This window comes from Kitasatospora sp. NPDC096147 (genome assembly GCF_044763225.1).
Lineage (GTDB): Bacteria > Actinomycetota > Actinomycetes > Streptomycetales > Streptomycetaceae > Kitasatospora.
Genome location: NZ_JBIWFX010000001.1, coordinates 693,681 through 711,846, shown reverse-complemented (window position 1 = coordinate 711,846; position 18,166 = coordinate 693,681). Strand labels below are relative to the sequence as shown.

Sequence of the window (18,166 nt, the reverse complement as noted above, 5' to 3'; positions counted from 1 at the left end):
GGGCGCGGTCAGCTCTCGACCACGGCGAGCAGGGTGCCGGGCTCGACCTGCTGGCCGACGGCGACCCGGAGTTCCGCCAGCACGCCGTCGGCCGGCGCGCTGATCCGGTGCTCCATCTTCATCGCCTCCAGCCAGAGCAGCGGCTGCCCGGCGGTGACGCGCTGGCCGGGCTCGGCGGCGGTGCGGGTGACGGTGCCGGGCATCGGCGCGAGCAGGGCGCCGGGGGCGTGGGTGGCCACCGGTGCGGGCAGCAGCGGGAGTTCGGTGAGGGTGACGGCGCCGGTCGGGCCGTCCAGGTACAGCCGGTCGCCGTAGCGGGCGAGCCGCCAGCGCCGGGTGACCCCGGCGACCCGCAGGGCCACCGACTCGGGTGAGCGCTCCAGGAGTTGGAGATCCGGGAAGCCCTCGACGTGCAGACCCGAGCGGTCCAGCCGGTAGCGGACGAGGTGCTCGGTGCCGTCCTCGGCGCGGAACGTCCGCTGCTGCGGCTGGGAGGGCAGATTGCGCCAGCCGGGCGGGAACGGGCCGCCGCCGGCCCCGGCCAGCGCTGCCACCAGGGCGGCGAGCGGCAGGTCCGGCCGGCCGCCGCCCAGGTCGTGCGCCGTCAGGAAGCCGGTGTGCAACTCGCCTGCCAGGAAGGCGGGGTGGCGCAGCGCAGCGGTGAGCAGCGCGCGGTTGCTGCCGGGCCCGTGGATCCGGGCCCGGTCCAGCGCGGCGGCGAGCAGCCGGGCCGCCTCGGCGCGGGTGGGAGCCCAGGCGATCAGCTTGGCCAGCATCGGATCGTAGTGCGGGCCGATCTCGGTGCCGTCGCCCACCCCGGAGTCCAGCCGCAGGCCGGTCTCCGTCGAGCCGGTCTCGAACTCGGCCGTCACGCCCGGCACTTCGAGCCGGTGCAGGGTGCCGGTGCGCGGCTGCCAGTCCTGCTCGGCGTCCTCCGCGTAGAGCCGGGCCTCGATCGCGTGGCCGCGGGTGGCGGGCGGCTCGGGCGGCAGCGCGGCGCCCTCGGCGATCCGCAGCTGCCAGGCCACCAGGTCGAGCCCGGTCACGCACTCGGTGACGGGGTGCTCGACCTGGAGGCGGGTGTTCATCTCCAGGAACCAGCACCGGCCGTCCGGCCCGAGCAGGAACTCGGCCGTCCCGGCGCCCCGGTAGCCGATCGCCCGGGCCGCCGCCACCGCCGCGCGGTGCAGCTCGGCCCGGAGCGTCTCGGAGAGGCCCGGTGCCGGGGCCTCCTCGACCACCTTCTGGTGGCGCCGCTGGAGCGAGCAGTCCCGGTCGCCGACCGCCCAGATGGTGCCGTGCCCGTCGGCCAGCAGCTGCACCTCCACGTGCCGGCCGTCCGGCAGGTAGGGCTCGCAGAACACCTCCTGGTCCCCGAAGGCCCGCTCCGCCTCCGCCCGGGCCGCCGCCAACTCGCCCGGCAGGTCGGCCAGTCGGCGGACGATCCGCATGCCCCGGCCGCCGCCGCCGGCCGCCGCCTTGACCAGCAGCGGCAGATCCGCCTCGGTCGGCTCGGCCGGCACCGCGAGCACCGGCACCCCGGCCTCCGCCATCAGCCGCTTGGCCGCCGTCTTGGATCCCATCGCGGCGATCGACTCCGGCGGCGGACCGATCCAGACCAGCCCGGCGTCCAGCACCGCGCGGGCGAACTCCGCGCTCTCGGAGAGGAATCCGTACCCCGGGTGGACCGCGTCCGCCCCGGCCGCCAGCGCCGCCTTCACCAGCAGCTCGCCGCGCAGGTAGGTCTCCGCCGCCGTCGCCCCGGGCAGCCGGACGGCCGCGTCGGCCTCCCGGACGTGCGGGGCGTCGACGTCCGGGTCCGAGTGCACGGCGACGGTGGCGATGCCGAGCGCCCGGCAGGTGCGGAAGACCCGGCGGGCGATCTCGCCCCGGTTGGCGACCAGTACCGATGTGATCATCCGTCAGTCCCTCTGTGTCGTGGTGGGGCGGGCCGTTCGGTGGGAGGGGGCGTGCGCCGTGCGGGATGGGCAGCCGGTGTGCCGTGCGCGCGTGGAGCTGTCGGTGCGGCCCCGGTCTACATCCGGAAGACGCCGTACCCCCGCGCGCCCTCGACCGGTGCGCTGTGGATCGCGGAGAGGCAGATGCCGAGCACGGTGCGGGTGTCCCGGGGGTCGATCACCCCGTCGTCGTAGAGCCGGCCGGAGAGGAAGACCGGCAGCGACTCGGCCTCGATCTGCTGCTCCACCATGGCCCGGATCGCCGCGTCGGCGTCCTCGTCGTACGGCTGCCCCTTGGCCGCCGCCGACTGGCGGGCCACGATCGACAGCACCCCGGCCAGCTGCTGGGGGCCCATCACCGCGGACTTGGCGCTCGGCCAGGCGAACAGGAAGCGCGGCTCGTACGCCCGCCCGCACATGCCGTAGTGCCCGGCCCCGTAGGAGGCGCCGACCAGGACGGAGAGGTGCGGGACCTTGCTGTTGGAGACCGCGTTGATCATCATCGCGCCGTGCTTGATGATGCCGCCCTGCTCGTACGCCCGGCCCACCATGTAGCCGGTGGTGTTGTGCAGGAAGACCAGCGGGATGTCCCGCTGGTTCGCCAACTGGATGAACTGGGCGGCCTTCTGGGACTCCGCGCTGAACAGCACGCCCTGCGCGTTGGCCAGCACGCCGACCGGGTACCCGTGCAGCTCGGCCCAGCCGGTGACCAGGCTCGGCCCGTACAGCGGCTTGAACTCGTCGAAGTCCGAGCCGTCCACGATCCGGGCGATCACCTCGCGCGGGTCGAACGGCACCTTGAGGTCGGCGGGCACCAGCCCGAGCAGCTCCTCCTCGGCGTACTTCGGCGGCCGTGCGGCGAGGTCCGGCCCTGGGCCGGCCTTCGTCCACCGCAGACGGCGGACGATCCGGCGGGCGGTGCGCAGCGCGTCGTGCTCGTCCTCGGCCAGGTGGTCGGCCAGCCCGGAGGTGCGGGCGTGCATCTCGGCGCCGCCGAGCGATTCGTCGTCGGACTCCTCGCCGGTGGCCATCTTCACCAGCGGCGGTCCGCCGAGGAAGACCTTGGCCCGGTCGCGGACCAGCACGGTGTGGTCGGACATCCCGGGGACGTAGGCGCCTCCCGCCGTGGAGTTGCCGAACACCACCGCCACGGTGGGGATGCCGGCGGCCGAGAGCCGGGTGAGGTCGCGGAAGAGCGCGCCGCCCGGGATGAAGATCTCCTTCTGGCTGGGCAGGTCGGCCCCGCCGGACTCCACCAGGTTGACCACCGGGAGGCGGTTGGCGAGCGCGATCTCGTTGGCGCGCAGTGCCTTGCGCAGGGTCCACGGATTGCTCGCCCCGCCGCGCACGGTCGGGTCGTTGGCGGTGATCACGCACTCGGTGCCCTCGATCACCCCGATCCCGGTGACCAGCGCCGCCCCCACCGGGTGGTCGCTGCCCCAGGCGGCCAGCGGTGACAGCTCCAGGAACGGCGCACCGGGGTCGAGCAGCAGCTCGATCCGCTCGCGGGCCGGCAGCTTGCCCCGACTCCGGTGCCGTTCCAGGTACTTGGGCCCGCCGCCGGCCAGTGCCTTGGCGTGCTCGGCGTCCAGCTCGGCCAGCTTGCCGAGCATCGCGGCGCGGTGCTCGGCGTACTCCGGGGAGGACGGGTCCAGGCGGGTGGGCAGCGTGGTCACAGCAGCTCCTCGGGAAGGTCGACGTGACGGGCGCGCAGCCACTCGCCCAGGGCCTTGGCCTGCGGGTCGAAGCGGTGCTGGGAGGCGACGCCGGCCCCGAGCAGGCCGACGAGTTCGAAGTTGACCGCGCGGAGGTTGGGCAGCAGGTGCCGGCGGATGGTCAAGTCGGCCGTCTCCGGGAGGAGTTCGCGGAGCCGGTCGACGGTGAGGCGGTGCGCCAGCCAGCGCCAGCCCGGCTCGCTGCGGGCCCAGACGCCGAGATTGGCGTCACCGCCCTTGTCGCCGCTGCGGGCGCCGAAGGCGAGGCCGAGCGGTGCGCGGCGGGTGGGGCCGGGCGGTGGCGGCGGTGGCAGCGGCGGTACGGCGGCCGGCTCCAGGGCCCGGGTGGTCCCGGGGTGCGGCACGGACCGGCGGGTGCCGTCGGGGAGCACGGCGGTGTGCGGGATCGTCGCCGCGTCCAGGTGGACGGACTCGAAGACGCCGTACGGGGTGGCCGGGCCGGGCGGGGCGGTGACGTGGAAGCCCGGGTAGCCGGAGAGGCCGAGCTCGACGGCGGCTGCGGTGAAGGCCCGGCCGACGGCGTGCTGGTCCTCGCTGCGGACCGTGACGCGGAGCAGCGCGGAGGCGGTCTCCTCGGTGCCGGCGTCCGGGTGGTCGGTCCGGGCGAGCGTCCACCGGGCGTCGATGTCGCCGATCTGCGGCGCGAGTTGACGGCGGACCAGGTCCGCCTTCCGCTCGATGTCCAGGCCGGTGAGGACGAACACCACCTCGTTCCGCCAGCCGCCGAGCCGGTTGAGCCCCACCTTGAGGGTGGGCGGCGGGGCCTCGCCCCGGACCCCCTCGATCCGCACCCGGTCCGGCCCGTCCTGGCTGAGCCGGACGCTGTCCAGCCGGGCCGTGACATCCGGCCCGGCGTAGCGGGCGCCCGAAGTCTCGTACAGCAGCTGGGCGGTGACGGTGCCGGTGGTGACGGCGCCGCCGGTGCCGGGGTGCTTGGTGATCATGCTGGTGCCGTCGGCGTGCAGCTCGGCGATAGGGAAGCCCGGGTGGGTGACGTCGTGCTCCCCGAAGAAGGCGTAGTTGCCGCCGGTGGCCTGCGCCCCGCACTCCAGCACGTGCCCGGCCACCACCGCCCCCGCCAGTGCGTCCACCTCGCCCTCGCCCCAACCGAAGTGGGCCTGGGCCGGCCCCGAGACCAGCGCCGCGTCCGTCACCCGCCCGGTCACCACCAGCTGGGCGCCGGCCCGCAGGCACTCGGCGATGCCGCGCCCGCCCAGGTAGGCGTTGGCCGCCAGCAGCCCGGGCGGCAGATCCGGGCGGCCGAGCAGGTCATCGCCCTCGACCACGCCGACCGCGAGCGGGATGCCCTGCTTCGCGGCCGACTCGTGGACGGCCTCGGCGAGCCGGCCGGGGTTGAGGCCGCCCGCGTTCACCACGATCCGCACGTTCCGGTCGGTGGCCTCGCCGAGGCACTCCTCCCACTGCCGCAGGAAGGTCCGGGCGTAGCCCAGCCCGGGGTCCTTGAGTCGGTCCCGGGCCAGGATCAGCATGGTCAGCTCGGCCAGGTAGTCCCCGGTGAGCACGTCCAGCGGCCCGCCGGTCAGCATCTCCCGCATCGCCGTGAAGCGGTCCCCGTAGAACCCCGACGCGTTCCCGATCCGCAGCACCCGAGCACCCCTTCGGCTGGCCCCGCCCGACGCGCAGCAGCCTGACAGGCCCTCAGACACAAATCAAGCATGCCTGCTTGTTTTGCTGCGGTCCCCGGACGGAAGCGGGCGCGATGGGCGGGCGCGGCTCCGGTGGTGCCGTGTGTTAGGACCGGCGCCCCGGCCACCGGAGGCCGTCGGCCCTCCCGCCCCGGTGGGCCGCGGAGCGCTGACTCAGGCCGAGCGGGCGGCTGCCGCCCAGGCGTCGGGGGTGGTGTGGTGGTGACGGTGGCCTGCGGTGAGGACGGTGCGGAGTGCGTGGAGGTGCGGGGTGTCCGGCGGGAGGGCGAGGCGGTCCAGCAGGGCGAGGGCCGGGGCGGGCTCCAGGCTGCCGTAGACGTCGTGGTAGCTGGTCAACAGGCCTTGGAAGAGGGGCTCGTGCAGGCCGGCACACCGGAGGGCGGTGGCGTAGGCGGGCTGCTTGACGGCCCACGGCACCGGGCCGGAGCAGGCCAGGACACGGGCGGCGCGGCGGAGCAGGGGGGCGGACGGGGCGGTCACGATGCGGGCGAGGTCGTTGCCGAGCACCTCGGCGAAGGCGTTGGCGGAGGTGGTGCGGTCCTCGAACCAGGCGACCCAGAGGGAGTAGGTCACGGGCTCCGGGTCGCGGTCCGCCTCCAGCCGCCGCCGGTAGCCGGCCCACAAGGCGTCGGTGGGCAGCGGACCCCCGGCGCCCTGGTGGGCGAAGCGGATCTCACAGGTCACCCAGTAGTCGTCCAGGAGGTCCAGCAGGCCGAAGGCGACCGCCAAGCGGCCGGCCTGGTCGAGGCCGTCGTCGCTGAACACGGCGGCGGCCCGGGAGTGTGCCACCTGATTGGCCGTCAGCAGCTCGGACGGCTCCTCGGCGTCCAGCCAGCCGTCCGGGGTTTCGGTGACGCCGCATCCGGCGAGCCAACGGCGGGCCTGCTCGGCGAGGTGGTCGTCCATCCGAGGAGTATGACGGGGCATCACCGGAAGGACAGGCGGATTTCCGCCGCCGGAGCGGCGCGGCACCTCAGGAGCGGCGGAGGCGGCGGACGGACGGGACGGCGAGGAGGGCGGCGCAGCCGACGAGGCAGGTGGCGGCCGAGAGCAGGAGCAGGTGCTCCGGGGCCGCGAGGCGGGTGGCGGGGCCGGCCAGCAGCTGACCGAGGGTCATGCCGGAGATGGAGCCGGCGAGTTCGTAGGCGGTGACGCGGTTGAGGACGGCGGGCGGGGTGTGGGTCTGGACGCTGGTGGCCCACATGACGGACCAGAAGGCGAGGGCGGCGCCGCCGAGGACGTGGGCGGCGAGCAGCAGGGGGAGGGAGGTGGTGAGGGCGGTGCCGAGGGGGAGCAGGGCGTAGAGGGGGAGGACGGCGGCCCCGGCGGCCAGCGGGCGGGCCGGGCGCAGGCGCAGGGCGAGCAGGCCGCCGAGCACCGTGCCCAGGCCGAGGGAGGAGACCGCGAGGCCGTACGCGTCGGGCCCCAGGCGGGTGCCGATCAGCAGGGAGCTGAGCGGGACGAGCGGGCCGAACAGCAGGACGCCGTAGAACAGCCAGACCAGGATGACCGACCACATCCACCGCCGCTCGCGGAACTCCCGCCACCCCTGGCGTAGTTCGCGCAGCAGGGCGGGGGAGGGAGAGGGAGCCGGGGCGGGGAGGCGGAGCAGGGCCAGGCAGAGGGCGCTGAGCAGGAAGGTGGCGGCGTCGATCGCGTAGACGGTGCCGGGGTTGGTGAGCGCGATCAGCAGGCCGGCCAGGGCCGGGCCGAGCAGGTGGGCGAGGGCGTCGGCGACCTTGAGGGTGGCGTTCGCCCGGTGCGGGTCGGAGGTCACCAGCGGCACCATGCCGTTGACCCCGGGGAGGAACATCGCCACCGCCGCGCCGGCCAGCGAGGCCATCGCGACCAGCAGCCAGAACGGCGGCGGCCCGGCGAGGAAGGCGGCGGCCAGCACGCCCTGGGTGCCGACCCGGACCACATCCGCGCCGACCATCATCCGCCGCGCGCCGAAGCGGTCGGAGAGCACCCCGCCGAACAGCACCAGCAGCACGAAGGTCCCCGTCCAGGCGCCGAGCACGGCGCCCACCCCGGACACCCCGTACAGCGCGCCGACCGCCAGGGCGGCGGCCACCGGCATCATCGCGTCGCCGAGCAGGGAGACCGCCCGGGCGGTGAAGTAGAGGGTGAACCGCCGGTCCCAGAGGGGAAGTCCGGCGGTGGGCGCAGTCAGCTGTGCGGTGGTCACGGGCTCGATCCTGGCCCGCAGCCGGTGATCACCCCAGTGTCCGGAACGACATGATGGGGTACTTTCGCGCCATGACGCACACGCCGACGGCCGCGCCGCACCGGGTGGTGGCCCTGCTCCGCCCGCCGCAGTCCGCCTTCCTGCTGGGCTGTGCCTCGGAGGTCTTCGGCGGGAGCGGCGAGCGCTACGCGTTCGAGGTCTGCGCGGAGCAGCCGGGGGCGGTGCGCACCGGAGCGGGCTACGAGCTGCTGGCGACCGCCGGGCTGGCCGCCCTGGAGCGGGCGGACACGGTGCTGGTGCCCGGCTGGGGCGGGGACGCGGAGGTTTCGGGGGCGGTGGTCGAGGCGGTGCGGCGGGCGCACGCGCGCGGTGCGCGGATCGTCGGTCTCTGCTCGGGGGCCTTCGTGCCGGCCGCCGCCGGACTGCTGGACGGCCGCCGGTCGGCCACCCACTGGGCCAGGGCGGCGGAGCTGGCGGTCCGTCATCCCCGGGTGCGGGTCGATCCGGCGGTGCTGTACGTGGACCACGGGGACGTGGCCACCAGCGCGGGCGCGGCGGCGGCCGTCGACCTCTGCCTGCACCTGGTGCGGACCGACCACGGGGCGGCCCACGCACTGCGCACGGCACGGCAGTTGGTGATGCCACCGCACCGGGAGGGCTGCCAGCTGCAGTACGCGGAGCTGCCGAGCGAGGGGCCGGTGGCCGACTCGCTGGCGCCACTGCTGGACTGGCTCGGCGGGCGGCTGGACCAGCCGGTCAGCGTGGCGGAGATGGCCGCGCACGCGCAGGTCTCGGCCCGGACGCTGACCCGGCGCTTCACCGAGCAGCTCGGCCTCAGCCCCGGCCGCTGGTTGCTGGACCGCCGACTCGCCGCCACCCGGGCCCTGTTGGAGGAGACCGACCTTCCGGTGGAGACCATCGCCCACCGGGTCGGCCTCTCCTCGGCGGTCAACCTGCGGCGCCGCTTCCACGAGGCGCTGCGCACCACTCCGGCCGCGTACCGCCGTGCCTTCCGGGCGGCGGCCGGGAGCCACGCCGGCTCGGGAGCGGGCCCGGGTGCCGGTGCGAGACGCTGACGCGGCGTCACCCCGACCGGACTGCCGGGCGGCGCACCCCGAGGAGTGAGTGTGCGCCCCTGAACGTCCGTGCCCGGCCCGGCTCCTGGGGCGGCGAGCGGGCCGGGCGGGGAGCGGGCCGGGACTGCGGCGGTCGGTCAGGGCTTGCTGGGCAGCGTGTAGACGTGCCCCGGCGTGGCGATCTCGGTGATGGCCTTGGCGAACAGGCCGCTCGGTTCGTGGCCTTCGTGCAGGACGTCGGTGTTGAGCAGGACGACCAGGGTGGCGTCGGCCTCAGGGAGGTACATGGTGACGCTCTCGTAGCCGGGCAGCGAGCCGTCGTGGCCGACCCAGCCGTGGGTGGCGAACAGGCCGAGGCCGTAGCCGCCGTCGTCCAGGTTGGGGACGGGGAGGAACTTCTCGCGCTGTGCCTGGGTGGCGGGGGAGAGCAGTTCGCCGGTGGCGACCACCTTGGCCCAGCGCCGGAGGTCGCAGAGGTCGGAGATCATCGCCCCGGCGGCCCAGCCCCAGCTGGGGTTCCAGTGGGTGGAGTCCTCGATCTGCCCGCTGAGGGTCTGGTCGGTGTAGCCGTGCGGGTAGGGGGCGGGGAGCTCGGCGCCGACCGGGAGGAAGGTGCGCTCCAGGCCGGCCGGGCCGGTGACGTGCTCGTGGATGAAGTCCGCCAGCGGCATGCCACCGAGCTTCTCGACCACCAGGCCGAGCAGCACCGTGTTGGTGTTGGAGTACTGGAACTGCGTCCCGGGGGGGAAGACGTTGTCGTGCTTGAACGCGTAGCCGAGCAACTCCTGCGGGGTGAAGGGGCGTTCGGGGTCACTCAGCAGGTCGTGGACGAAGTCGTCGTCGAAGGTGTAGGAGAACAGGCCGCTGCGCATCTCGGCCATCTGACGGATGGTCACCTCGTCGCCGCAGGGCACGCCCTCCAGGTAGGTGGAGATCGGCGCGTCCAGGTCCACCAGGCCCTGGTCGACCAGCTCCAGCAACGCGGTGACGGTGAAGGTCTTGGTCTCGCTGCCGATCCGGAAGTGCATCGAGGTGTCCATCGGCTCGCCGGTCTGCCGGTCGGCCACCCCGAAGGTCCGGACGTACTCGCCGCGACCGGGCAGCCAGAGCCCGGCGACGACGCCGGGGGTGCCGGTCTCCTGGCGGACCCGTTCGATCGCCTCGTCCAGGCGCGCGGCCAGGGCCGGGTCGAGCTCCTCGCCCCAACGGGTGTGCGCGTCGGTGGTGGTCGCGTGCTGCGCGGTGGGCCGGAGCTCGGCCTGGGCGGGCGGGGCGGCGAGGGTCACCGGGATCAGGGCGGAGAGGGTGAGCAGGGCGGCGGCGAGTCTGCGGGCGGGGGTGCGTCGCATGGGCGGGACGGCCTCGATTCTGGGAGGAGGACCTGGTCCGCCCACGCTCACACCGCAGCCGGGTGCGGGCCGACCGGCCCAGCGTGAGGTCCGGCGAGTCCACCCGTACGGAGCCTGGGCGACGCGGGAGCCGCTGGTGGGGATACCCCCTGGGGTATGGTGAACGGGAAGGCGAGGTTCGACGTCCGCTCTCCCGATGGCGGCGAGGGCGGCAGTGCGCGCCGAGGGCGTGGGCCTTCGGCTGACCGGATGGATACCCCCTGGGGTATGGAGAGAGGAGTCGACATGGCGATGGTGGAGCAAGGTGACGGTCTGGGCGTCGCGGTGGAGGCCCCGTACGCCGAGGTGGTCGCGCGGGTGCGCGAGTCGCTGGCGGAGCAGGGCTTCGGCGTGCTGACCGAGATCGACCTCCGGGCCACGCTGCGGGCCAAGCTCGGCGAGCAGGCCGGGGAGATGGAGGAGTACCTCGTCCTGGGCGCCTGCAACCCGTCGCTCGCGCACCGCGCCCTCGCGGTGGACCGGAGGATCGGGCTGCTGCTGCCGTGCAACGTGGTGGTGCGGACGGAGGGCGGGCGGACGCTGGTCGAGGCCGCCGATCCGCAGCTGATGGTCGGCTTCACCGGCCGCCCGGAGCTGGCGCCCGTCGCGGACGAGGCGGCCGGGCGACTGCGAGCCGCCCTCGCTGCCCTCATCGAGCCCGCAGTCCCCAACGGGCCGGCCGCTCTCGCCGAGCCCGCCCAGCCGGCCCAGCCCGCCGAGCCCGGAGGGCCTTCCGGGCTCTGATCGTCCGTCATGAAGGGGCCCGCCGAGGCGGGCCCTCCTTCGGCCCTGCCATATACCCCCACCCGTATAGGGAGACCCCCGTGAACCACCCAGCAGCCCTCGCCGCCCCATCCGTCCCGGCGGTGGACGAACCACCCGACCGCCCTGGCCTGTTGGGCCGCCTCGGCCTCTGGTCGGTCGCGCACGTCAAGGCGGTGCTGGTCGGGTGGCTGGTGGTGGTCGCCGGGCTCGGGGCCTTCGCCCCGCAGGTGACCACCGCGCTCTCCGGCGCGGGCTGGCAGGCGGACGGCTCCGAGTCGGTGCAGGTGCGCGAGCTCGCGCAGCGGCACTTCGGCGGCCGGGCGTCCTCCGCGCTGCAGATCGTGGTCAGCGCCGACCGGCCGGTCACCGACCCGGCCGTCCGGCAGGTGATCGAGCGCGCCGGGGAGCTGGCCGCCGCGGATCCCCGGGTGTCGGTGGTGGTGCCGCCGCAGCCGGGGGTGACGGTCGGTCAGGACGGCCGTACCGCCGTGCTGCTGGCAGGGGCCGCGGCCTCGCCGGATGACATGGTGCGGGCGGCCGACGACCTCAAGGGGTCGCTCGCCGCGCTCTCCGGCGACGGCGTGGCGGTGCACGCCACCGGGGCGTCCGTGCTGTGGAGCGACTTCAACGAGGCGAACCACGACGCGATGCTGCGCTCCGAGGTGATGTCCTGGCCGGTCACCCTGGCCATCCTGGTGCTGGCCTTCGGTTCGCTGGTCGCTGCCGGGCTGCCCCTGCTGCTGACCCTGGCCGGGCTGGTGGCGTCGGCCGGTTCGCTGGTGCTGGTGAGCCGGCTCTTCCCGGTCTCGATCTGGGCGATGAACTTCGCCATGATGTTCGCCCTCGCGCTCGGCATCGACTACGCCCTCTTCCTGGTGGTCCGCTACCGGGCCGCCCGGGCCGCACGCGCGGCCCGGGCCGGTGCGGACGCCGGGCGCGAGGGGAGTGCCGGGGCGGTGGCGGAGACCATGGACACGGCGGGCAAGGCCGTGCTGCTCTCCGGTGGGACCGTCCTGGTCAGCCTCTCGGCGGTGCTGCTGGTGCCCTCGCCGGCCGTCCGGTCGATGGCCGGCGGCATCATGCTGGCGGTGCTGTTCGTGCTGGCCGCCACCCTCACCCTGCTGCCCGCCGTGCTCGGCCGCCTCGGCCACCGGGTGGACGCCCTCGCGCTCCCCCGGCGGCGGCGGACCGTCCGGGCACCGGCGGACGGTTCGCCGCGCTTCGCGGCCTGGGGCGAGCGCCTCTGGCGGCATCCCGTCCGCTACGGCGCGGTCGCCCTGGTGGCGCTGCTGGCACTGGCCGCTCCGGTGGTCGGCCTGCGCACCGCGATGCCCTCGATCGCCGTGCTGCCCGCCGAGGCCGACGCCCGGGCCGGGTACGCCGTCGTGCAGCGGGCGTTCGGGCCCGGCGCCCCGGGTGCCCTCCAAGTGGTCGCCCCGGCAGGGCAGGCGGAGACGGTCGCCGGGCAGCTGGCGGCGGCGCCGGGGATCGCGGGGGTGATGCCCGGTCAGCCGGCCGCCGACGGTTCGGGCCTGACGCTCATCCAGGCCGTCCCCTCCGTCGATCCGTCCAGCCCGGAGCTGGAGCGGACCGTGCGGGAGCTGCGCGCCGGGCTGCCGGACGGGGTGCTGGTCGGTGGTGCGGCGGTGGAGAACCTCGACCTCCAGGCGCTGCTGACGGCCAAGACCCCCCTGGTGATCGGCGCGGTGCTGCTGCTCGGCTTCCTGCTCCTGCTGGTCGCCCTGCGGGCCCCGCTGATCTCCGCACTCGGCACGCTGGTCAGCCTGCTCTCGACCGGCGCGGCCTTCGGGGTGGCCCGGCTGGTGTTCCAGGACGGCCACGGGGCCGGGCTGCTGGGCTTCACCTCGCAGGGCTTCCTGGACGGCTGGGCGCCGGTGTTCTTCTTCGCGATGATCTTCGCCATCGCGATGGACTACACCGTCTTCCTGCTCGCAGCCGCCAAGGAGCAGTACGAGCGCACCGGGGACCCGCGCCGGGCGATGGTCGGCGCGCTGGCCCACTCCGGGCGGGTGGTGTTCGCGGCGGCGGGGGTGATGGTCGCGGTGTTCTTCACCTTCGCGCTCTCCGGGCCGCTGCCGCCCAAGGAGATGGGCATCGTGCTCGGCACGGCCGTCCTGCTGGACGCGGCACTGGTGCGGCTGGTGCTGCTGCCGGTGCTGCTCCGGCTGACCGGCCGGGCCGCCTGGCACACCCCGCGGTGGCTGGACCGTCTCCTGCCGAAGGTCACCTTCTCGCACGGCTGACGGGCCGTCAGGGTGGTGCCGTCACACCGGAGCTGGCGTGAGCGTGTCAGGATGGCACGGTACGCGAAGCACACGACGAGGGAGCGGGCGGGATGGCGCGGATCGTGGTGGTCGGGGGCGGGATCGCCGGTACGGCGGCGGCGTTGGCGCTCCGGAAGGCCGGGCACCGGCCGGTGGTGTACGAGGCGCACCCGCAGACCGGTGCCGACATCGGCGCGTTCATGACGCTGGCGAGCAACGGGATGCGTGCGCTGGCCGGCTTCGACGCGGCCCGGGCGGTGGCCGGCGCGGGCTTCGACGTCACCACGATGAACGTGCTCGACGAGGCCGGGGCCGAGCTGGCCTCGGTGCCGCTGGGGGAGGCCGAGGAGCCGTTGGCCCGCTACCGCTGCCTGCGGCGGGCCGAACTCGGTGAGGTGCTCCAGGCGGAGGTCCGGCGGTGCGGCATCGAGCTGCGGCACGCGGCCCGGCTCACCGGCCTCACCGAGTCGGAGGACGGGGTCACCGCGCACTTCGCGGACGGCACCAGCGCCGAGGGAGACCTGCTGGTCGGGGCGGACGGCCTGCACTCGACGGTGCGGGGGTACGTCGACCCGGACGGCCCCGGGCCGGAGTACGCGGGCCAGCGGGTGTTCTACGGCTACAGCACGGCCACCCCGCCGCCGGTCGCGGGCCCGGACCTGATCACCATGGTGCGCGGCAGCCAGGTGGCCTTCGGCTACCTGGTCTCGCCGGCCGGGCGGACCTTCTGGTTCGCCCGGGTGCCGGGCCCTCCGGTCGGCCGTGAGGAGCGGGCGGCGACCACGGCCGCCGGGTGGCGGGCGTGGCTGGAGCCGCTGCTGCGGCCGGACCGGACCCCGTGCGCCGACATCGTCGCGGGCACCGGCGAGGAGCTGATGGTGACCAACGCGCTCCACCTGCGCGCGGGCGACCGCTGGCACCGCGGCCGGGTGGTGCTGATCGGGGACGCCGCGCACGCCGCCTCCCCGGCCACCGGGCAGGGCGCCTCGATGGCGCTGGAGGATGCGCTGGTGCTGGCCAAGGCACTCCGCGACGCACCGTCGGCCGAGGAGGCGCTGAGCCGCTACGAGTACCACCGCCGCCCCCGGGCCGAGCAGAACACGGCCACCAGCGCCCGGCTGACCGCCAGTCGTCCGCCGGCCGGCAGCGCCTCGCAGGGCGGTGGGCCGCCGCAGGACTCGGCACGCTCGGTGGGCCGGCCCGACGAGGCGCTGCTGCGCCTGCTGGACTGGCACACCCCGCTCCCGGCGCCGGGCGCCTGACAGCGGGTCAGCGGCGCAGGCGCCGGAGGGGCCGTGGCGCGGGGCCGTAGGAGATCGGCTGCTCGGCCGACGCCTCGGTGACGAGGTCGTGGGCGAGGCGCTCGACCTCGCGCCGGTCGTCGGATGCGCTCGGTTCGGGTGGCGGCATCCGGGCGGTCCGGCAGCGGAGCCGTCGGCGGACCCGGCATTTCCCGTCGCCCCGGAGGCCTGGCGGTCCGTCAGTCGCTGACGATCGAGGTGACCAGGGCGGCGACCAGGGAGAGCAGGGCGCAGAGGGCCAGGGTGACGGCGGCTCCGGTGGCCAGCTGCTCGGGGAGGCGGGGGCGTAGGACGACCCGGGCCAGGCCGAGCAGGAGCCGGCAGCCGAGCGCGAGGGCGGCCAGGGCGGCGAACCCGGCGGCTGCCCAGGTGACGGCGATGGTGGAGGAGACCCGGTGGCAGGCCGCACCTTCGCAGCGGACGGGGACCTCGCGGTTCAGCTCCGCCGCGCTGTCGACGCGGGCTTCCGGGACGGAGGCCGCGTCGCCGTCCGGGTGGAAGACGCCCCGGCAGGAGGTGACCAGGGTCGGTTCGGAGGTGGAGTACTCGCAGGAGGCGGCGACGAAGCGGCCCGCCGTGCCGGTGAAGCCCGCCGCGTGGGCGAAGCCGTCCACGGACCTGACGGTGCCCCAGATGCCGAGCGCGCAGAGCGCGAGCGCCGCGCCCAGGATGCCGAGCGCGCGCGTCAGTGCCCGGCGGATGTCCGGGTCCATTCCCCACCCCCATGGTCGTCCACCGGGACCGCCCGGCGTACGACCGGAGGGACGCGCGAGCCGGGCCGGAGGTTCCCCCGGCCTGCGGGCGGCGGGCTCAGCGACCGGCCGGGCGGCCGAACAGCCGGGCGAGCAGACCCTTGCGGGCGGCCGGGCCGCAGTCGCAGCGGGCGGCCTCGGGGATGCCGGCCAGCACCTGTTCGACGTGCAGCCCGCAGCCCGCGTGGGTGGCCTTGCCGCAGCTGCGGCAGGTGGTGCGTCGGCACATGGGAGAGCTCCTCGGGTGGGGGACCGTACCGCCCACTATACCCCCATGGGTATCGAAGGCGGCGGCGGGCTTCGCCCGGCAGGTGGCAAGTGCCGCGCGGTACAAGGGAGTCGGGTCCGTCCCCGGGTCGGGGCCGGCGCCGGCCGGAGGCGGACGGCCCGGCCGCGGCCCGATCCGGCCGGGGCCGTCGGCGCTCTGTCGGTCCGGGCTCCGGGGCGGCACTCTGGGAGGGCCCGCACCACCCACCCCCGGCTTGGAGGACCGCATGGTGTTCCGCAGTGACTACCCCGCGATCGAAACGCTCGACCTGCCGATCCACGACGCCGTGCTCGGCAACGTGGCCGAACACCCGGACCAGCCGGCCCTGGTGGACGGCGTCACCGGGGAGTCCGTCAGCTACGCCCAACTGGACGGCGCCAGCCTCCGGTTCGCGGCCGGGCTGGCCGAGGCGGGGGTGCGCAAGGGGGACGTGATCGCGCTCTACAGCCCGAACACCATCGCCTACCCGATCGCCTTCTACGGGGCCACCCGGGCCGGTGCCACCGTCACCACGGTCAGCTCGCTGACCACCGCCGCCGAGCTGGCCGGTCAGCTCAAGGACAGCGGCGCCCGCTGGATCATCACCATCTCGGCCTTCCTCCCGGTGGCCGTCGAGGCCGCGAAGGCGGTGGCCGCCGAGGGCGTGCCGATCACCGAGGTCTTCGTCTGCGACCGGGCCGAGGGCCACCGCTCGCTGGCCGACCTGATCGCGTCCACCGCCCCCGCTCCCCGCCCGGAGATCGATCCGGCCACCGACATCGCCGTGCTGCCCTACTCCAGCGGCACCACCGGCCTGCCCAAGGGCGTGATGCTCAGCCACCGCAACATCAGCAGTAACCTGCTGCAGACCGACTCCGTGCACGCCACCGGCCGGGGCGAGCGGATCCTCGCCGTGCTGCCGTTCTTCCACATCTACGGCCTGACCGCGCTGCTCAACCACCCGCTGCGGTGCGGCTCCACCGTCGTGGTGCTGCCCCGCTTCGACCTGGAGCAGTTCCTGCGCACCATCCAGGACCAGCGGATCGAGGGGGTCTTCGCCGCCCCGCCGATCGTGCTGGCGCTCGCCAAGCACCCGCTGGTCGACCACTACGACCTCTCCTCGATCCGCTACGTGCTGAGCGCCGCCGCCCCGCTGGACGCCGAGCTGGCCGCAGCCGCCGCCCGCCGGCTCGGTCTGGAGCGCATCCACCAGGGCTACGGGATGACCGAGCTCTCGCCCGTCACCCACGTGGTGCCGCTGGACGACGAGGACCCGCCGGCCGGCACGGTCGGCAAGCTGGTCGCCTCCACCGAGCTGCGGGTGGTGGCGCTGGACGGCTCCGGCGCCGACCTCGGAGCCGGTGAGCGGGGCGAACTGCTGTTCCGGGGCCCGCAGGTGATGCAGGGGTACTTCGGGCGCAAGGGCGAGACCGACGCGATGATCGACCCGGACGGCTGGCTGCACACCGGGGACGTGGGCGTGGTGGACGAGCGCGGCTACCTGTTCGTGGTGGACCGGGTGAAGGAGCTGATCAAGTACAAGGGCTACCAGGTGGCCCCCGCCGAGCTCGAGGCACTGCTGCTCACCCACCCCGAGGTGGCCGACGCCGCCGTGATCGGGGTGCGCGGCGAGGACGGCGAGGAGCGGCCCAAGGCCTTCGTGGTCCGGACGCCCGGCAGCGGGCTGACGGAGGACCAGGTCAGCGCGTTCGTGGCGGGGCAGGTCGCCCCGTACAAGAAGGTGCGGGCGGTCGAGTTCGTGGAGGCGGTGCCCAAGTCGGCGGCGGGCAAGATCCTGCGCCGGCAGCTGCGGGACCACCAGGGCGCGGGCGGGGCCGGAGGCTGAGCACCATCCGCCCCGGTGCGGTCGGGCCGTCGGCGGGGTCGGCCGCCGGCGCCGCTGACGGGTGCTCAGCGGGCCCGGGGCGGGCGGGGCTCCGCCGGTCTGGCAGGATCGGCGGGGTCCACGGACCTGGCAGAGAGGCCGTCATGAGCACCCCAGCCACCACCCGCGAGCCCCAGCAGGACCGCAGCCGGGCCACCCGCCGCCGATTGCTGGAGGCGGCCGTGGAGTGCCTGGCCGAGGTCGGCTGGCAGGGCAGCACGGTGGCCGTGGTGGCCGAGCGGGCCGGGGTGACCCGGGGCGCGGCCCAGCACCACTTCCGGACCCGGGAGGACCTGTTCACCGCCGCGGTGGAGCACGTCGCGGCCGAGCGGCTGGCGGCGCTGCGGGCCCACCTGGACGGGCTGGCGCCACCCGCGGAGCAGCGGACCGAGGCGGTGGTCGAGCTGATCGTCCACCTCTACACCGGTCCGCTGTTCCGCGCCGCGCTGCACCTGTGGGTGGCCGCCGCGACGGAGGAGCCGCTGCGCGGGCGGCTGGTCGCGCTGGAGAACCAGATCGGCCGCGAGGCGCACCGCGCGGCGGTCGAGTTCCTCGGCGCCGACGAGGCGCACCCGGGGGTCCGGGAGACCGTGCAGGCCACCCTCGACCTGGCCCGGGGCCTCGGGCTGGCCAACCTGCTGACCGACGACGGGCCGCGCCGGGCCGGGGTGGTCCGGCAGTGGGCCCGCACCCTGGACGCGGTACTGGCGGAAGCCGGCAGCGGCTGAGCCGTGACCCGGGCCGTGACCCGGGCGTGGCCCGGCAGGTCACAGCTTGTCCAAGGTGCTGCACGACCATGTCCGAACGGGTGTCCGCTGTCGTAGCCTGTGCCCGGCCAGCACCCTGACCACCCTCCCCGTACTCCACCTGACGGACCAGCAGTCGCCCCCGCACCCGGGGGCGTGCAGTCTGGTGGAG

General features: G+C 75.2%; 14 protein-coding genes and 1 pseudogene. 6 read left to right on the top strand and 9 right to left on the bottom strand.

Annotated features, from left to right (window positions below; all coding sequences use genetic code 11):
* Positions 1-8: 8 nt before the first annotated feature.
* The 5 genes from ACIRBX_RS02910 to ACIRBX_RS02890 all read right to left on the bottom strand — a co-directional run bounded on the left by ACIRBX_RS02910 (position 9) and on the right by ACIRBX_RS02890 (position 7,549).
* On the bottom strand, positions 9-1,919 hold the full coding sequence (locus ACIRBX_RS02910; protein ID WP_402293363.1) for an acetyl/propionyl/methylcrotonyl-CoA carboxylase subunit alpha: 1,911 nt from the start codon (positions 1,917-1,919) through the stop codon (positions 9-11).
* Between the two features lie 116 nt (positions 1,920-2,035).
* Positions 2,036-3,634, bottom strand: coding sequence for an acyl-CoA carboxylase subunit beta (locus ACIRBX_RS02905; RefSeq protein ID WP_402293362.1), 1,599 nt, complete (start codon positions 3,632-3,634; stop codon positions 2,036-2,038).
* On the bottom strand, positions 3,631-5,301 hold the full coding sequence (locus tag ACIRBX_RS02900) for an acyclic terpene utilization AtuA family protein (RefSeq protein WP_402293361.1): 1,671 nt from the start codon (positions 5,299-5,301) through the stop codon (positions 3,631-3,633). The genes ACIRBX_RS02905 and ACIRBX_RS02900 overlap by 4 nt, the downstream gene beginning before the upstream one ends.
* Positions 5,302-5,514: 213 nt before the next feature.
* Positions 5,515-6,267 carry a hypothetical protein gene (locus tag ACIRBX_RS02895; RefSeq protein WP_402293360.1) on the bottom strand — a complete coding sequence of 251 codons (753 nt, stop codon included), beginning with the start codon at positions 6,265-6,267 and terminating at the stop codon, positions 5,515-5,517.
* A 67-nt stretch (positions 6,268-6,334) separates the two neighbouring features.
* The gene (locus ACIRBX_RS02890) at positions 6,335-7,549 is read right to left on the bottom strand and encodes an MFS transporter (protein WP_402293359.1); all 1,215 of its coding nucleotides are present in this window, start codon (positions 7,547-7,549) and stop codon (positions 6,335-6,337) included.
* Between the two features lie 71 nt (positions 7,550-7,620).
* Between ACIRBX_RS02890 and ACIRBX_RS02885 the strand changes: the two genes are divergently transcribed.
* On the top strand, positions 7,621-8,625 hold the full coding sequence (locus ACIRBX_RS02885; RefSeq protein ID WP_402293358.1) for a GlxA family transcriptional regulator: 1,005 nt from the start codon (positions 7,621-7,623) through the stop codon (positions 8,623-8,625).
* A gap of 137 nt (positions 8,626-8,762) precedes the next feature.
* Here the strand turns inward: ACIRBX_RS02885 and ACIRBX_RS02880 are convergent, their stop codons facing one another.
* Complete coding sequence (locus tag ACIRBX_RS02880; RefSeq protein ID WP_402293357.1) at positions 8,763-9,974, bottom strand: serine hydrolase domain-containing protein; 1,212 nt, start codon at positions 9,972-9,974, stop codon at positions 8,763-8,765.
* Between the two features lie 291 nt (positions 9,975-10,265).
* Between ACIRBX_RS02880 and ACIRBX_RS02875 the strand changes: the two are divergent.
* The 3 genes and pseudogenes from ACIRBX_RS02875 to ACIRBX_RS02865 all read left to right on the top strand — a co-directional run.
* Positions 10,266-10,667, top strand: a pseudogene (locus ACIRBX_RS02875) (DUF302 domain-containing protein); the annotation flags it as partial.
* A 170-nt stretch (positions 10,668-10,837) separates the two neighbouring features.
* The gene (locus ACIRBX_RS02870; protein ID WP_402293356.1) at positions 10,838-13,042 is read left to right on the top strand and encodes an MMPL family transporter; all 2,205 of its coding nucleotides are present in this window, start codon (positions 10,838-10,840) and stop codon (positions 13,040-13,042) included.
* 92 nt (positions 13,043-13,134) lie between these two features.
* Entirely contained in the window at positions 13,135-14,325 is a 1,191-nt protein-coding gene (locus tag ACIRBX_RS02865) for an FAD-dependent monooxygenase (RefSeq protein ID WP_402293355.1), read from the top strand.
* A 7-nt stretch (positions 14,326-14,332) separates the two neighbouring features.
* Here ACIRBX_RS02865 and ACIRBX_RS02860 read toward each other — a convergent pair whose 3' ends face one another.
* The 3 genes from ACIRBX_RS02860 to ACIRBX_RS02850 all read right to left on the bottom strand — a co-directional run bounded on the left by ACIRBX_RS02860 (position 14,333) and on the right by ACIRBX_RS02850 (position 15,345).
* Positions 14,333-14,473, bottom strand: a complete 141-nt coding sequence (locus ACIRBX_RS02860; RefSeq protein ID WP_402293354.1) for a hypothetical protein — start codon at positions 14,471-14,473, stop codon at positions 14,333-14,335.
* 70 nt (positions 14,474-14,543) lie between these two features.
* Complete coding sequence (locus ACIRBX_RS02855) at positions 14,544-15,077, bottom strand: hypothetical protein (protein ID WP_402293353.1); 534 nt, start codon at positions 15,075-15,077, stop codon at positions 14,544-14,546.
* Between the two features lie 97 nt (positions 15,078-15,174).
* Positions 15,175-15,345, bottom strand: a complete 171-nt coding sequence (locus ACIRBX_RS02850; RefSeq protein WP_402293352.1) for a hypothetical protein — start codon at positions 15,343-15,345, stop codon at positions 15,175-15,177.
* 265 nt (positions 15,346-15,610) lie between these two features.
* Between ACIRBX_RS02850 and ACIRBX_RS02845 the strand changes: the two genes are divergently transcribed.
* Entirely contained in the window at positions 15,611-17,209 is a 1,599-nt protein-coding gene (locus ACIRBX_RS02845) for an AMP-binding protein (protein ID WP_402293351.1), read from the top strand.
* A 143-nt stretch (positions 17,210-17,352) separates the two neighbouring features.
* Positions 17,353-17,976, top strand: coding sequence for a TetR/AcrR family transcriptional regulator (locus tag ACIRBX_RS02840; RefSeq protein ID WP_402293350.1), 624 nt, complete (start codon positions 17,353-17,355; stop codon positions 17,974-17,976).
* Positions 17,977-18,166: the final 190 nt, after the last annotated feature.

Excerpts from the sequence above, each read along its gene's own strand:
- ACIRBX_RS02840 (WP_402293350.1), top strand. The coding sequence starts at position 17,353 with ATGAGCACCCCAGCCACCACCCGCGAGCCCCAGCAGGACCGCAGCCGG.
- ACIRBX_RS02880 (WP_402293357.1), bottom strand. The coding sequence starts at position 9,974 with ATGCGACGCACCCCCGCCCGCAGACTCGCCGCCGCCCTGCTCACCCTC.
- ACIRBX_RS02860 (WP_402293354.1), bottom strand. The coding sequence starts at position 14,473 with ATGCCGCCACCCGAACCGAGCGCATCCGACGACCGGCGCGAGGTCGAG.
- ACIRBX_RS02910 (WP_402293363.1), bottom strand. The coding sequence starts at position 1,919 with ATGATCACATCGGTACTGGTCGCCAACCGGGGCGAGATCGCCCGCCGG.
- ACIRBX_RS02855 (WP_402293353.1), bottom strand. The coding sequence starts at position 15,077 with ATGGACCCGGACATCCGCCGGGCACTGACGCGCGCGCTCGGCATCCTG.
- ACIRBX_RS02845 (WP_402293351.1), top strand. The coding sequence starts at position 15,611 with ATGGTGTTCCGCAGTGACTACCCCGCGATCGAAACGCTCGACCTGCCG.
- ACIRBX_RS02865 (WP_402293355.1), top strand. The coding sequence starts at position 13,135 with ATGGCGCGGATCGTGGTGGTCGGGGGCGGGATCGCCGGTACGGCGGCG.
- ACIRBX_RS02895 (WP_402293360.1), bottom strand. The coding sequence starts at position 6,267 with ATGGACGACCACCTCGCCGAGCAGGCCCGCCGTTGGCTCGCCGGATGC.
- ACIRBX_RS02885 (WP_402293358.1), top strand. The coding sequence starts at position 7,621 with ATGACGCACACGCCGACGGCCGCGCCGCACCGGGTGGTGGCCCTGCTC.
- ACIRBX_RS02850 (WP_402293352.1), bottom strand. The coding sequence starts at position 15,345 with ATGTGCCGACGCACCACCTGCCGCAGCTGCGGCAAGGCCACCCACGCG.